We start from the raw sequence: 14,508 nt of genomic DNA, 5'->3' as shown, positions 1-14,508 counted from the left end.
CATCAAGCCCGGAACCCAGAGCCGATGCCGTTCCCGGAAATATATTTCGAGCCGAACTGCATCACGATAATGCGTATCGGTTCCAGGTCCCGGGCCCATCGCTGCGCGATGTCCCGGGAAAGACGACGTGCGTCCGGAAAACTCAGCCCTGGCGTGCCGGTGTGCGCACCACGAGACCGTCGAGATCGTCCCGCACCCTGATCTGGCAGGACAGGCGCGAATTCGGGCGGACGTCGAAGGCGAAATCGAGCATGTCCTCCTCCATCGGCTCGGCGTGACCGGCTTTCTCGGCCCAGGCCTCGTCGACATAGACATGGCAGGTGGCGCAGGCGCAGGCGCCGCCGCATTCGGCCTCGATGCCCGGCACGCCGTTGCGGACCGCGACCTCCATCACGGTCGACCCCGTCTCGCCCTCGACCGTGCGGCTGGTGCCCTGGGCGTCGATGTAAGTGATCTTCGGCATCGTGAACTCCGGCCGCCTGGCGACGGCTGCGCGGCTGGCGCGGTCGGGAGGAACCGGCCGGGCTTCCTGGCGGGCCACGGGCAGGTTCGCGAGAGGGACATCGTCCGCGAGCGGGGAGCCCACGGACATCGCATCTCTAGAAGATTTCGAAAGCACGCGAAACGACGATCTCCGCCGTGCCGCCCCTGCCGTCCTGCGGCGTCAGGCCGCGCAGTCGAGGCGGGAGATCACGGCGCGCGCCTCGGCCGCGGCGAGCGTCAGTGCGTCCAGCGCATCCTCGCGCGGTGCGGCGTCGGCCTTTGTCAGCTGCTGCTCGATCCGGTCGGCGGCCTCGGCCACCTGCCAGGCGCCGATGGCACGGGCAGCTCCCTTCAAGGTATGGGCGGCATCGCGGCCGACGCTGGCGTCGCCGGCATGGATGGCGCGCAGCTGGCGAGCGCATTGCTGGGCGAACAGCGTCAGCAGCTCGCGCTCCAGCTCGGCATCGCCGCCGCTCTGGCGGGCGAGATGCACGAGGTCGATGGCAGTCTGGGACATGGGGAACTCGGTTTTCTCTCGCGCTGCGGAACTCGCGCAGCCTTCTGACCCCTGATGAAGCGCCGTTATGGTGAATGAGGCGTTAACGACGTTTGTGAATCAGAAGGTCAAACGGGTTTCAATCCCTGCTTGCCTCAACTACCCTTCAAGACAGTAAACGATGGGCGTCGTGTCGCTTGTAGGATCCGGCTGGAGGCTGCCGGTTCCTGCTCTGCGGCGGACAGTGGCGCCCGTCGCAAGTAGCGTAGCGAGGCGGCATTCATGACCCGGCAGAACAAGCTCCAGGATCCGACCGAAGCGGCAATGTCGGCGATCGAGGAGGCGCTGAGGCTCGATCCGTCGAAGACCGAGGGTCAGGCTCCGGCCGAACCGAGGCTGCCCTCGACGGGGGAGAACGAGCTCAAGATCGAGCTGCCTCGTGTCGAAAGCGCTCCGGCCAGTGCCGAGCCTGTATCCGAACCGCTTCCCGCCCCCTCCCGCCCGGCCATCGCGCCGGACACCAGCCGCGTCGCCAATGACGACCGCCGGGATTCGTCGTCACTCGTCCAGGCCTTCGCCGCCCGGCCCTCCGGCCGACCCTATTGGCTTGCCGCCCTCACCACCTTGATCTGGGCCGGCGCGGTCGGCTTCACGCTGGTCAGCCGCTACGGCTCCTTCACGGAGGGCCTGCCGGCCGGCATGGCCGCCTGGGGTCCGGGCCAATGGGCGCTGCTGGCGCTCGGCGCCGGCACGCCGGTGGTGTTCTTCTTCGTGCTGGCGGCGCTCTATCGCCGGACGCAGGAGATGCGGCTGGTCTCGCGCGCCATGACCGAGGTCGCGCTGCGCCTGGCCGAGCCGGAAGTCGTCGCGACGGATTCGGTCCTGTCGCTGAGCCAGACCATCCGCCGCGAGGTCGCCGCCATGGGCGACGGCATCGAGCGCGCGGTTGCCCGCGCCGGCGAGCTCGAGACCATCGTGCGCGGCGAGATCGCGACGCTGGAACGCGCCTATGCCGACAACGAGATCCGGCTGCGCTCCCTCATCGACGAGCTGGTGACCCAGCGCGAATCCGTCGTCGGCAATGCCGAGCGGGTGAAGTTCGCGATCTCGGGCGCGCATGAGAGCATCACCAAGGACCTCGAGACCGCCAGCCGCTCGATCTCCGAGGCTGTTGCCGAGGCGGGCGAGCGCGTCACTTCGCGCCTGACCGACAAGGGCGACCAGATCACGCTGGCGCTGGGCCATGCCGGCGAGCGCATGGTCGACGAGATCAGTGGCCGCGGCAACGACCTGGTCGAGCGCCTGCAGTCGACGTCGCACGACGTCAGCGAGCGCATGACGAGCGCCAGCCAGTCCGTCACCGCCGTGCTCGACAACCGCGCCCAGGAAATCGCCGGTTCGCTGGAGCGCACCGGCGCCGTCCTCACCGAGGGCCTGACCGCCGGCGCCCGCGACGTCACCCGCGCCATCAGCGAGACCGGCGCGCAGGTCGTCGAGTCGCTGGCGAGCCGCGCCGAGACCGTCAACGAGACGCTGCGCTCGACCGGCGACACGCTCGCCGAGGAGATTACCCAGCGCGGCGCCACCGTCGCCGAGCGCTTCGAGCAGAGCGGGCGCACGCTGGTCGACCTGTTCGACACGCAGAGCAGCAGCCTGACCCAGCGCCTGACCGAGACCGGCGAGAGCCTGCGTACGTCGATCAGCAGCGAGGGCGAAAGCGTCACCACGCGCCTGGCCGAAGTCGGCCGAGGCGTACACATGCTGCTCGGCAAGCAGAACGAGCTCGTCGTCAGCCGCATCCAGGAGGCCGGCGACACCGTCCACGGCCTGATCGCCAGCCAGGGCGAGACGCTGGTCGGGAAGCTCGAAGGGACCGTCCAGACTGTCGACAGCCTGCTGCGCGAAAAGACCGATTCGATCACCCTGCGCTTCGACGAAGCCGGCAAGGGTCTGCACAACCTGATCGGCGAGCGCGGCGAGGAACTGACCGCGCGCATCTCCGCCGTCGGTGCGACCGTGCATAGCCTGTTCTCGGAAGAGGCGAGCAGCCTCGTCACCCGCCTCTCCGACCTCGGTCACGAGGTCCGCAGCACGATCGGCGAGCAGGGCGACCATCTGGTCGGCCGTCTGTCCGAGACCGGCCAGCGCCTGCAGGAGGCGATCAGCGAGCGCGGCGACGGGCTGGTGCTGCGCATGGCCGAGATCGGCCAGGGCGTCGAGCATGCGATCGGCGAACGCGCCGACAGCATCGTCAACCGCGTGGCCGATGCCGGCCGCAGCGTCGAGGTCATGATCGGCGAGCGCGGCGACGGCCTCGTCGCCAAGCTGTCCGAGACCACGTATGAGATCGAGCAGACGCTGGGCGGCCGCGCCGACGGCATCGTCGCGCGCATCGCCGATGCCAGCCGCGGCATCGAGAGCGTGATCGGCGAGCGCGGCGACGGCCTCGTCGCCAAGCTGTCCGAGACCACCGAGGAGATCCACCGGACGCTCGGCGACCGCGCCGAGGGCATCGTCGCCCGCGTCGCCCATGCCGGCCGAGACGTCGAATCGGCGATCGGCGAGCGTGGCGACGGGCTGATCGCCCGCCTGTCCGAGGTCGCGCGCGAGGTCCATGCCACGATCGGCGAGCGTGGCGACAGCCTCGTCGCCCGCCTGTCGGATGTCGGCACCGAGGTCCACACCGCGATCGGCAGCCAGCGCGAGACGCTGGTGACCCAGCTCACCGATGCCGGCGCCAGCGTGCGCAACATTCTCATCACCGAGGGCGAGGCGCTCAGCGGCCGCGTCATCGCGACCGGCCAGGACATGCAGGAGCTGCTCTCCGGCCAGAGCCAGGCCCTCGTCACCCGCGTCGCCGATGTCGGCCGCTCGGTGCACGGCCTGCTGGCGGAGCGCGGCAATGCCCTGATCGATCGGCTGGCCGAGGCCAGCGGCACCGCCCATCGCCAGCTGGACGAGACCGGCGAAGCGCTCGCCGCCAAGATCCTCGCCGCCAGCGAGACGGCAAAATCGGTCATTGACGACCAGCACAGCGGCTTCATCGCCCGCCTCGGCCAAGCCGGGGACGAGGTCGGAGCCCTACTCGGCACCCAGCGCGATGCGATCATCGCCGGCCTCACCGCCACCGGCCGCGAGGTCCATGGCCTCATCGGCGAGCAGAGCCAATCCCTGGCCGGCCGTCTCGACGAGGCGACCAAGGCCCTCGCCGATGCGATCAATGTCGACGGGCGTGAGATCGCCGACCGCGTCAGCGACGCGGCGACAGCCCTGCGCAGCACCTTCACGACCGAGGCCGAGCGCGCCAGCAGCCTGCTCGCCGCGACCGGCAAGGACGTGGTCATCGCCCTCACCCAGCAAGGCGGCCGGGTCAACCAGGCGCTCGCCGCCAATGCCGAGTCGCTGCTGCGCTCGGTCGATGCCCGCTCGCAGGCGCTCAACGAGTCGCTCGCCGGCAAGCACGATGCGCTGAACCGTCTCTTCGACGTCCAGGGCCGCGAGATCGAGGCCACGATCGGCGCTCGCCTCGGCGCCTTCGAGGAAATCATCGTCACCCGCGGCGGCACGCTGGCTTCCAAGCTCGGCCACGACGCCCGCTCCTTCACCGACTCGGTGACGCTGCGCCTCGGTCAGGTCGAGAAGCTACTTGGCGAGGAAGGTCAGGCGCTGGCCGAGCGGATCGGCGAACGCTCGCAGCACGCCGCCGAGACCATGATGGCGCGCACACAGGAAGCGGCGGCCGCCATGGAGACGCAGATCAAGATCTTCGAGGACCGCTCCAGCGCCAAGAGCGCCGAGATCGCGACCTCGCTCGACGGGCTCATCGCCCGCATCGACGGCAATCTCGGCTCGCGCGCCACGGCGCTCAACGAGGCGTTGGTCGAGCGCACGGTCGACATCGCCCGGGTCATGGCCGAGGGCGGGCGCGAGGTCACCCGTGCCCTTACCGCCAAGGCCGACGAGATCGGCGAGATCGTCACCTCGAAGAGCGAAGCGCTGACGCAGACGCTCGCTGAGAAGGCCGACAGCATCAATGCGACGCTGGGCGGGCGCGCCTTGCAGATCGCCGACACGCTCGACCAGAGCGTGGCGCGGTTCGAGGAACGCGTCGTCAACCGGCTCGACACGGTCTCCGGCACGCTCGACGCGCGCGGCAGCCAGATCGCGCAGACCCTGCAGGGCACCGCAGATTCGATCGCCGGCTCGCTCGGCGACCGCACCGAGGAACTGCGCGCCCTGTTCGACGGCAAGGGCACCAGCCTGATCACCCTGCTCGACGAGCGCGGCAACCAGATCGTCCAGACGCTGCAAGGCACCGCGGATTCGGTCACCGGCTCGCTCAGTGCCCGCACCGACGAGCTCCGCGCCCTGTTCGAGGGCAAGGGCACCGGCCTGATCACCCTGCTCGATCAGCAGGGCAATCAGATCGTCCAGACCCTGGAAGGCGCCGCGGCGTCGGTCGCCGGCTCGTTCAGTGCGCGTACCGACGAGCTGCGTGCCCTGTTCGACGACAAGGGCACCGGCCTGGTCACCCTGCTCGACCAGCACGGCAACCAGATCGCACAGACGCTGCAGGAGAAGTCGGACGGCATCTCGGCAGCACTCTCCGACCGTTCGAACGAGCTGCGCGCCGTGTTCGACGAGCGCGGCGGCGGCATCCTCAATGCGCTCGGCCATCGCGGCAGCCAGATCGCCCAGATCCTGCAGGAGCGCTCGGAGGGCATCGCTACCGCCCTCTCCGGCCGCACCGAGGAGTTGCGCGCCTTGTTCGACGAGCGTGGCGGCGACATGCTGAACACGCTCGACCAGCACAGCCGCAACCTGGCCCGGACCCTGACGGAGCAATCGGACGGGATAAGCTCGGCGCTGACCACGCGCACCGAGGAGCTCCGCGCCCTGTTCGACGAGCGCGGCAACGGCGTGGTCGATGCGATCGGCCGCAAGGGCGTGACGCTCGCCAACCAGTTCGCCAGCCTCGGCGAGGCCCTGGTCAACAACATCGAGAACCGCGGCAACAGCATGGTCGCCGGCCTGCACGAGCGCAGCACCGAGATCAGCCAGGCGCTCGAGCTTGCTTCGGGCGCGCTGCGCGAGACGATCGAGAGCGGCACCAACCACTCCGTCGAAGCGCTGCTCAAGACCAACGAGCAGCTACGCAGCGAGCTCGGCAGCATGCTCGGCCGCCTCGGCGAGGCCAACAAGCTGATGCAGCAGATCGTCACCGGCGCGAACAAGAATCTCGCGGCGGTCGAAGGCAGCCTGTCGGGTCGCGTCGAGGAGCTGCAGAACGTGCTCTCGACGGTGGTGCAGGAGACCAACCGGACGTCCGAGCAGGTCGCGAACCAGATCGCGACGCTGAAGGGCTATTCGGAAGGAACGCTGCGCGACACCGCAGCGCTGATCTCCCGGATCGACGCGCAGGGCTCGTCGATGACCGAGACCTCGCAGACCAATGCCGCGGCGCTCAACGCCGTCGCGCAGCGGCTGGAGCAGGTCGAGGCCCGCGTCGGCAATGTCCTGGCCGACCGCAAGGAGGCGCTGGAGCACCTGCACGGGCTGATCTCGACGCGCACCGATGACATCGAGCAGATCACCCGCTCCTTCTCGTCGGCGCTCGACGATTCGCTCAGCAACGCCGAGACGCGCACCCGCCAGCTCAGCACCGTGCTCGGCGACGCGGCCGAATCGACCAGCAGCGCCATCGCCCAGCAATTCGACTCGATCCGCGCCGCCAGCGGCCGCGAGCGCGAGGCGACGGCACTGGCGCTGCGCGCGGCCTATGAGGAGGTGGTGAACGAGGTCTCCGGCGAGTTTGCCAAGGTCACCGAGCGCTTCCAGAGCGCCGCCGAGGACATGCGGACCATGTCGGCGGAGATCCATCGCGAACTCGAGACGACCCGCACCGAGCTCAAGAAGGGCGTGCTCGACCTGCCGCGCGAGACGCAGGAATCGACTGCCGCCATGCGCCGCGTCGTCGCCGACCAGATCAAGGCGCTCAACGAGCTGACCGAGATCGTCTCGCGCTCCGGACGCAGCAGCGATGTCGCGCGCCCGCAGGGCGAGCGGCGGCCGACGACGAGCTATCAGCAGCCGGTCCCGGTCGTCAGCGCCGCGTCCTCGGTCGCGGTGCAGAGCGCCCCGGTGCTGACCGAGCCGCTGCGCGCCTCGATCGACCCGACGCCGGAGCCGGCCCGGACCGAGACGCAGGCGGTGCCGGTGCGCCCGGCCCCTGCCCCCGAGCCGGTGCGGCCCGAGGTTCAGCGTGCCGAGCCGGCTCGCCGCGCCGCCGTCGAGCAGCCTGCCCCCGCCAAATCGGGCTGGCTCTCGGATCTGCTCAGCCGCGCCTCGCGCGACGACCGGGCGCCGGAAGCCGCCAAGCCGACGGCTCACAGCATCGAGAAGCTCGATTCGCTCTCGGTCGACATCGCCCGGATGATCGACCATGACGCGGCCGTCGAACTCTGGGAGCGCTACAAGCGCGGCGAGCGCAACGTCTTCACCCGCCGGCTCTACACGCTGCAGGGCCAGCAGACCTTCGACGAGATCCGGCGCAAATACCGCCGCGACACCGAGTTCAAGGAGACGGTCGACCGCTATATCGAGGAGTTCGAGCGCCTGCTCGGCGAAGCCGCCAAGGACGATCGCGACTCGATGGTGGCGAAGACCTACCTGACCTCGGAAACCGGCAAGGTCTACACCATGCTGGCCCATGCCAGCGGGCGGTTCGAGTAGGAACCGGCCCTACGCTCAAATCAGAAAAGGCCGCCCGAAAGGGCGGCCTCTTTTTTTGTTCATCTGCTCACGCTCGAGACGCTAGCCAACTCTCCGCTTGGCCAAGCATGCTGCGAAGCTCGCCCTCAGCTTCGAAGCGTTGCGGTGTTTTGTCGGTACCTCGCAGAACGAACAGAGCTTCCTGCAGCGCCATCACATCCTCTTCGGCGGGGCCGATGTAACCGAATGGTAGCTCGTGTTGAGCGTAGCGGACCCAGTTTGACACGAGCTCCACGAAGGCAGTGCGTGCGCCCTGATGCTTCGGATCGAGCGCAATGGCCTTCCGGAAGCACTCGATCGGCGTCTCTCCGGCAGCGGCTGCGGCTGTACCGAAACTGTACATTCCAAGCAGGAAATGCGCGGCCGCCGAAACCGGATCAGCTTGAAGCCAGTCCTTAAGCGTTGGCAGAGCCAGCCGCCTCACGAGCGACTCCGGACAGAGCAGGCGTGGATCCGAGAATGCCTTGCGATGTTCCGTCAAACCCAGAATGAAAGCCTGCCGATCTATGAATGGCAGCTCCGTCGCACTATCGAGAAAATCTGCGAGCGCGCGCATTGCCGCTTTCCGGAGGCCCTTCGCTCGGAGGCTGCAATATTGCGACAAACCCAAGACATTTGCCGCCTTGGCTACTTCGGCAAGCTCATCCAGATCGTTATTGTTGGGCATTTCCTCCGCCCGGTCGCAGATGTGGCCCGTCAGCGCACCAATCCCGCCCCTCTCAGCGCGCCCAGCGGGCGATCTGGATCAGCACCTGCGACAGGGCCTGGTCGAGAGCCTGTGCCGCCCCTGCCCCGTCGGCGCCTCCCGGCACGCGAGCCGAGAACAGCTTGGCGCGCTGGACCTTGCCGCTGCGGTCGCCGATCAGCTTGGCGGTGATCTCGACCACGGCCTGACCGCTGGCCGCGTCGATGTTGAAGGCGCGGATATCGGTGTTGAGCTGGAAATCGGGGACGATCCGCTCGCCCGGCCGGCCGACGGCAGCGATACGGCTGCCGTTCTCGAAGGTCTGGATCAGGCGGGTCTGCACCAGATTGGGCACCCGGTCGGCCCATTGCGCCCCGCCGAGGAAGGAGAGTGCGCCGCTCGAATCCTTGACGATCAGCCGGTCGGAATCGAGTGCCTGCACCGCCGTCGGCTGCGCGACGATCAGCACCCCGCCGCCCCCGCCGATGCGGCCGAAATCGCGCGGCGCCGAGAGATCATAGGTGGTCGGCGCCGCCCCGCCGCTGCAGCCGGCCAGCAGCAACAAGCCTGCCGCCGCCAAGGACAGGGCGCGCAGACGACCACGAAGCAGCGAGGGCAGAATCGGCATGGTCATAACGGGCTAGCGCGATCCGCTGTATTGGGGAAGCGGCGGACGGCCGCCGAAGATGAACTGCTGGGGATTGCGTTCGACATTGCGCAAAACGCGGTTGAGATCCCCGAGCGTACGCTTGCCGTCGGAGGCGAGCGTCTCGAGATCGCGCAGGCCAGGGCCGGTGAAACGGCTGATGCCGGTAGTGATCTCGGCGGTGCGCTTGTCGAGATTGTCGGCCAGCACCCGAATCGATTTCGCGGCGCTGGCAACCTCGGCGAAGGCGCCCTGCCCGTCCTGCGTGTTCAGGAAGGACTGAGCCGCCTTGAGCACGCCCTCGACCTGGTCGGCGGCGCGATTGAGCTTGTCGGTGATCGAGGCTACATCCTTGACCGCCTTCGACACGTCGGCGCTCGAGCCGCCCAGCGCCGCGGTGAACTTGTCAAAATTGTCGATGATGCCGGTGATCTTGGCGCGATCGACCGAGCGGACCACTCCGGTCAACTCCTCGCTCAGCGTGCCGAGCTTCTGCGAAAGCGGCGCGATCGTATCGGCGATCTGGCCGAAGCTCGACATCAGCTTGTCGATGCTGCCGGAATTATCACCGAGCGCCTGCGAGAACTTCTCGACATTGCGGACGGTGTTGGTGATCGCGCCTGAATTGGTCTTGATCAGCCCGTCGAGATTGCCGAGCACCTCGTCGGCCTTCTTGGCGACATTGCGCACCGATTCGATGATGTCCTGCAATTCGGAACGTTCGGCGATGATGGTCGGCATCGGCTCGCCCGGCCTCGCCTGCAGCACGGCGGCATCGGGCTCGCCGCCGATCAATTGCAGGGCGACGACGCCGGCAAGCCCCTGCGCCTCGATGCGGGCGCGGGTGTCGACCCGCAGCGGCGTCGTGTTGTCGACCTCGATCACACCGAAGATGCGGCGCGGGTCATCGGGCTGCAGGCCGATCTGCTTGACCTCGCCGACGCGCAGGCCGTTGAAGAGCACGCTGGAGCCGCGTCCCAGGCCTGTGACCGTCCCGGTGAAGATGACCCTGACGTCCTGCTTGCGGCCGCCGCCGCCACTGCCGAACCAATAGGCGAAGCCGAACATCGCCGCGATCACGGCGAGGGTGAAGAGACCGACCAGGGCGTAATTCGCACGGGATTCCATCGCGGGCGTCCGTCACGTCCTCGTTTGATCGGGCATGCGGGCGCGGGCGCGCTCGCCGCCGAAATACGCCTTGAGCCAGGGATGATCGGAAGCCAGCATGGTGGCGAGCGGACCGACCGCGATGACACGCTTGTCCGCCAAGGCGGCAATCCTGTCGCAGGCTACATATAGACTGTCTAGATCATGGGTTACCATGAACACCGTCAGGCCCAAAGTCTGCTTGAGCGTCATGATCAGCTCGTCGAACTCGGCGGCGCCGATCGGATCGAGACCGGAGGTCGGCTCGTCCAGGAAGACGATCTCGGGATCGAGCGCCAGCGCCCGTGCGAGCGCCGCACGCTTGATCATGCCGCCGGACAGTTCGGAGGGTGTCTTATCGGCCGCATCGGGCTTCAACCCCACCATCTCGATCTTGAGCATGGCGAGCTCTTCCAGCAGACCCGGCGAGAGCTGGAGATATTCGCGCATCGGCACCTGGATGTTCTGCTTGACGGTCAGCGCCGAGAACAGCGCGCCCTGCTGGAACATCACGCCGAAACGACGTTCGAGCCGGCGCCTGCCGCGCGGATCGAGCTTGTCGACGTTCTCGCCGAAGACCTCGATGGTGCCGCGCTGCTTGCGCACCAGGCCCAGAATGGTGCGGGTCAGCACCGACTTGCCCTGGCCGGAGCCACCGACGAAGCCGAGAATCTCGCCGCGCATCACGTCGAGATCCAGGCCGTCCATGATCACCTTGTCGCCGAAGGCGACCTTGAGATCGCGAACGCGAATCACCGCCTCAGGCTCCGGCCCGGCCGCTGCGCTCGGCCCGATCGGGCCGGTCTGAGAGGGTCTGTCGAGCACGTTCGGCTCCCCTCACATCCTGATCGAGGCGAAGAACATCGCGAACAGCCCGTCGACCACGATCACCATGAAGATCGCCTTCACCACCGAGGCCGTCACCTGATGGCCCAGCGATTCGGCCGAACCCTTGACCGCCAGCCCCTCGATCGAGGCGATCAGGCCGATCACGAACGCCATGAACGGGGCCTTGATGAGGCCGACGGCGAAATGCTGCCAGGTGATCACCGATTTCAGGCGGTCGAGATAGGTGTCGAGGCCGATGCCGCCATAGAGCCAGCTCACCAGACCGGCGCCGACGAGGCCGGACATGGCCGAGATGAAGGTCAGGATCGGCAGCGAGATGATCAGCGCCAGGATGCGCGGCACCACCAGCACCTCGATCGGGTCGAGCCCCATCACCCGCAGTGCGTCGATCTCCTCGCGCATCTTCATCGAGCCGATCTCGGCCGTGAAGGCGGAACCGGAGCGGCCGGCGACCATGATCGAGGTCAGCAGCACCGAGAGCTCGCGCAGGACGAGGATGCCGGTCAGATTCACGACGAAGGCGGTGGCGCCGAAGCGCTGGAGCTGGAAGATGCCCTGCTGCGCGACGATGCAGCCGACCAGGAACGAGATCAGGATGATGATCGGCGCGCCGTTGAAGGCGATCAGCTCGACCTGGTTGACCAGCGATGGGCCGCGGAAGCGCCGCGGTCCGAACAAGGCGCCGACGCAGCCCGCCATCACTTCGCCGAGGAAGACGGCACCGCCGGCAAGGTCGCGGCCGAAGCGGGTGACCGCCTGGCCGATGTCGACGAGGACCGTGACAAGCCCGATCGGACGGACCGGCGGCTCGTAATCGGTGACATTGCGCTCAACCTCGCGCAGGAGCACCGCATGCTCCGGACGGCGGCTGGTCAGCTCGATGGCGACGCCCTTCGCCTCGCCTGCCTGCTTCACCTGGTCGAGCAGATAGGCGCCGAGCGTGTCGAGGCGCTCGATCGCCGACAGGTCGAGGCGCGCCTGGCGGACGCCGCCGACACGCTTGGTCAATTCGCTGGCCAAGGCTTCCAGCCGCGGGGCGCGCCCAACGCTCCAGCGGCCAGCCAGCGACACGACGAGGACGCCGCCATCGTCGCGATAGACCGCCTGCGGCTCAACGTCGTCGACGACAGCCATGACGGCTCGCCTGCTCCGAGATCACGTCGCCTTCGGGCGTTTCCGCCCGAATGCGAAAAACGTGATCGATTCCAAAGTTAGAGAGCATTGGTTCGGCGAAAAACCGGCTTCCACTTTTTCGCGCAATGCTCTCTGGTTCAGATTCGGCCCCAGAGACCTGTATTGCCGCGGGACTTGAGGATGGCAAGGGCCGCCAAGACCAGCCCGAGCAGCGCGACCGGCACCATGGCGAGGAACACGCCCGGCCCGAACAAGCGATAGAGATAGCCGGACAGCACGGTGGCGAGACCCATCACCAGCGCACTCACCGCGACGAGGCGCCCCTGCGCTGCCGCGCGGCGCGCCTCCGGAGACAGCGCCGACAGCGCCGCGAGCGTCCCGAGATGCATGCAGCCGAAAGTGATGCCGTGCAGCAGCTGCAGGAAGGCGGTGACGGCAAGGCCGGGATCGGCGCTCATCGCCGCAAAGCGCAGCGCGGCTGCGACCGCGGCGATCGCGATCCAGCGCAGGCCGGTGAGACCGCTTGCGGCAATGCTGCCCCCGACGAGGAAGACGGCGATCTCGGCAAGGACTGCAACCGCCCAGAGCCAGCCGACCGCCTCGCCGCTGAAGCCGATGCTGCGCCAATGCAGAGAGCTGAAGGCATAGACCGCCGCATGCGTGGCGTTGACGCAAGCCGCCGCCCCGACCGCGAGCCAGAACGGCAGCCCGAAGCCAGCCGCAGACGCTCCTCGCGGAGCGGCCGGCGAAATCCCCCCTGGCGGCGACGGGGCCTGCAGCGCGGCAAGCGCAGCGAGAGAACTGCTGCCGGCGAGGATGAAGGGGATCAGCCAGGCGCCGTGCTGCGCGATGAGGTAACCGCCCGCGAGATTGGAAAGCACGAAGGTCACCGAGCCCCAGAGCCTGACGCGGCCATAATCCTTCAACGCCCCGGCCTTCACCTGCGCGGTGGTCAGGACGTCGGCGAGCGGCACCACACCCGACAAGGCGATGGCGCTGAGCGCCGTCAGGACGGCGAGCGGCAGGAATTCCGCCTGCTGCGCCAGGATAAAATAAACCAACGCTGCCAACGCGTTGAGCAGCGCCAGCAGAATGTTCGGGCGCAGGCGGTCTCCGAGCCCCGTCACCGACGATGCCACGAAGACGCGCACCAGGATCGGAATCGCCAGCACATAGCCGATGTCGACATCGCCCAGCCCCTTGGAGGCGAGCCAGACTGGAAAGAATGGCAGATAGAAGCCCACGCCGAGGAAGTTCAGCGCGTGCATGAGCGAGAGGCGCAGAGCCAACACGCGCGAGAATCCGGTCCGGAGCGGCGGTGACATGCCTTTGGCAGCGATTTCTTAAAGAATCAGCAGCAATTTTGCTGATGGGCATCTTCGGTCGATGAAACACGATTCGGCCAGCCCATGGAGTGCAGCCTGGCCATGAGCGACGCGCGTTCGCTATCTCCGCTGAGCGCGGCCGACTATGATGCGATTTCCGCCGCCGTGATGGAAACGGCGCGCGGCCGCTGGTTCCTGTCTGAATATGCCAGGCGCAACCGGCAGACCGACACCGAGACGGTGCTGTCGGCGATCGCGCGCCTCGAACGGCTCTGCACGGTGCCGGTTGCGCTGCCGGATCTGGGGCCGGAATTCTCGGAAACCGCCCGCACCATCGCCGAATTGCGTGACGATCTCGACCGCGGCGGCGCCTCGGCCCGCCTGTCGGCGCGCATCCAGGAGACTACCGCCAGCATCATCGACGCGGCCGAATCCATCCAGGAGATCGCCTGGGCCCTGCGCGAGGCCGGTGCAGAGCCTGAGCTCTGCGACCGGCTCGACCGGCGCGCGACCGAGATCTACGGCGCGACCACGGTGATCGAGGCCGGCGCCAACCAGATCGAGAAGGTCGCCGACACCGTCGCCATGCTCGATGCGAGCTTGCGGGCTGCGGCCGACGTCGCGGTCGCAGCCGAGGAACCGCTTCCGGCCATGACCGCCGCGCCGGCGCACCCGACCGTGATCGACCCGGCGACCGACCTCGGTGACATCGATGTGGTCGATGCCGGAACGAAGCAGCGTGTGCCCCTGAATGAAACCGGCCTGCGCCAGCAGACGCAGCCCTATCGCCGGCGCAGCAGCACCCAGGTGGCCGAGAACGATATCGCCTTCGCCGATGTCGGTGCACCGGCAGAGTCGATCGTGCTGCCGGAAACGGCCAGCTCGGCGCGGCTCGAACTCAGCTATTCCGAGGCCGACCTGCGGGCGATCGCCTCGCTGCCGGTCGAGGACCGGCTGCACTTCTTCGGTTGAA

At 67.9% G+C, this 14,508-nt stretch carries 10 protein-coding genes; 2 read left to right on the top strand and 8 right to left on the bottom strand.

Annotation, left to right across the window (positions count from 1 at the left end; all coding sequences use genetic code 11):
• Positions 1 to 142: 142 nt before the first annotated feature.
• Both AC1DS0_RS11170 and AC1DS0_RS11165 read right to left on the bottom strand, forming a co-directional pair.
• The gene (locus tag AC1DS0_RS11170) at positions 143 to 463 is read right to left on the bottom strand and encodes a 2Fe-2S iron-sulfur cluster-binding protein (protein ID WP_152017537.1); all 321 of its coding nucleotides are present in this window, start codon (positions 461 to 463) and stop codon (positions 143 to 145) included.
• Between the two features lie 201 nt (positions 464 to 664).
• A complete protein-coding gene (locus tag AC1DS0_RS11165; RefSeq protein ID WP_476814406.1) occupies positions 665 to 1,000 on the bottom strand; it encodes an Hpt domain-containing protein in 336 nt (111 codons plus the stop codon).
• Positions 1,001 to 1,261: 261 nt separating this feature from the next.
• On the opposite strand from AC1DS0_RS11165, the gene AC1DS0_RS11160 reads away from it, so the two are divergent.
• Positions 1,262 to 7,711 (top strand): apolipoprotein A-IV repeat region-like domain-containing protein, encoded by a 6,450-nt coding sequence (locus tag AC1DS0_RS11160; RefSeq protein WP_476814405.1) that lies wholly within the window; start codon positions 1,262 to 1,264, stop codon positions 7,709 to 7,711.
• 67 nt (positions 7,712 to 7,778) lie between these two features.
• Here AC1DS0_RS11160 and AC1DS0_RS11155 read toward each other — a convergent pair whose 3' ends face one another.
• From AC1DS0_RS11155 to AC1DS0_RS11130, 6 genes are all read right to left on the bottom strand, one after another.
• The gene (locus AC1DS0_RS11155; protein WP_476814404.1) at positions 7,779 to 8,417 is read right to left on the bottom strand and encodes a hypothetical protein; all 639 of its coding nucleotides are present in this window, start codon (positions 8,415 to 8,417) and stop codon (positions 7,779 to 7,781) included.
• A gap of 52 nt (positions 8,418 to 8,469) precedes the next feature.
• Positions 8,470 to 9,069: an ABC-type transport auxiliary lipoprotein family protein gene (locus tag AC1DS0_RS11150; protein ID WP_476814403.1), complete on the bottom strand. Its 600-nt coding sequence runs from the start codon at positions 9,067 to 9,069 to the stop codon at positions 8,470 to 8,472.
• A 6-nt stretch (positions 9,070 to 9,075) separates the two neighbouring features.
• Positions 9,076 to 10,209, bottom strand: coding sequence for an MlaD family protein (locus tag AC1DS0_RS11145; RefSeq protein ID WP_476814402.1), 1,134 nt, complete (start codon positions 10,207 to 10,209; stop codon positions 9,076 to 9,078).
• Between the two features lie 12 nt (positions 10,210 to 10,221).
• Positions 10,222 to 10,935 carry an ATP-binding cassette domain-containing protein gene (locus AC1DS0_RS11140; RefSeq protein ID WP_152017535.1) on the bottom strand — a complete coding sequence of 238 codons (714 nt, stop codon included), beginning with the start codon at positions 10,933 to 10,935 and terminating at the stop codon, positions 10,222 to 10,224.
• 129 nt (positions 10,936 to 11,064) lie between these two features.
• Positions 11,065 to 12,210: an MlaE family lipid ABC transporter permease subunit gene (locus AC1DS0_RS11135; protein ID WP_476814401.1), complete on the bottom strand. Its 1,146-nt coding sequence runs from the start codon at positions 12,208 to 12,210 to the stop codon at positions 11,065 to 11,067.
• 137 nt (positions 12,211 to 12,347) lie between these two features.
• Positions 12,348 to 13,502 (bottom strand): MFS transporter, encoded by a 1,155-nt coding sequence (locus AC1DS0_RS11130; protein ID WP_476814400.1) that lies wholly within the window; start codon positions 13,500 to 13,502, stop codon positions 12,348 to 12,350.
• Positions 13,503 to 13,637: 135 nt separating this feature from the next.
• On the opposite strand from AC1DS0_RS11130, the gene AC1DS0_RS11125 reads away from it, so the two are divergent.
• Complete coding sequence (locus tag AC1DS0_RS11125; RefSeq protein ID WP_476814399.1) at positions 13,638 to 14,507, top strand: hypothetical protein; 870 nt, start codon at positions 13,638 to 13,640, stop codon at positions 14,505 to 14,507.
• Position 14,508 lies beyond the last annotated feature (1 nt).

It is taken from the genome of Allobosea sp. P4_H5 (genome assembly GCF_056400825.1).
This window is presented reverse-complemented; position numbering and strand designations above follow the sequence as displayed.

Bases quoted from the DNA above. Each gene is read 5' to 3' on its own strand.
- AC1DS0_RS11170 (WP_152017537.1), bottom strand. From the start codon at position 463: ATGCCGAAGATCACTTACATCGACGCCCAGGGCACCAGCCGCACGGTC.
- AC1DS0_RS11165 (WP_476814406.1), bottom strand. From the start codon at position 1,000: ATGTCCCAGACTGCCATCGACCTCGTGCATCTCGCCCGCCAGAGCGGC.
- AC1DS0_RS11160 (WP_476814405.1), top strand. From the start codon at position 1,262: ATGACCCGGCAGAACAAGCTCCAGGATCCGACCGAAGCGGCAATGTCG.
- AC1DS0_RS11155 (WP_476814404.1), bottom strand. From the start codon at position 8,417: ATGCCCAACAATAACGATCTGGATGAGCTTGCCGAAGTAGCCAAGGCG.
- AC1DS0_RS11150 (WP_476814403.1), bottom strand. From the start codon at position 9,069: ATGACCATGCCGATTCTGCCCTCGCTGCTTCGTGGTCGTCTGCGCGCC.
- AC1DS0_RS11145 (WP_476814402.1), bottom strand. From the start codon at position 10,209: ATGGAATCCCGTGCGAATTACGCCCTGGTCGGTCTCTTCACCCTCGCC.
- AC1DS0_RS11140 (WP_152017535.1), bottom strand. From the start codon at position 10,935: ATGGACGGCCTGGATCTCGACGTGATGCGCGGCGAGATTCTCGGCTTC.
- AC1DS0_RS11135 (WP_476814401.1), bottom strand. From the start codon at position 12,210: ATGGCTGTCGTCGACGACGTTGAGCCGCAGGCGGTCTATCGCGACGAT.
- AC1DS0_RS11125 (WP_476814399.1), top strand. From the start codon at position 13,638: ATGAGCGACGCGCGTTCGCTATCTCCGCTGAGCGCGGCCGACTATGAT.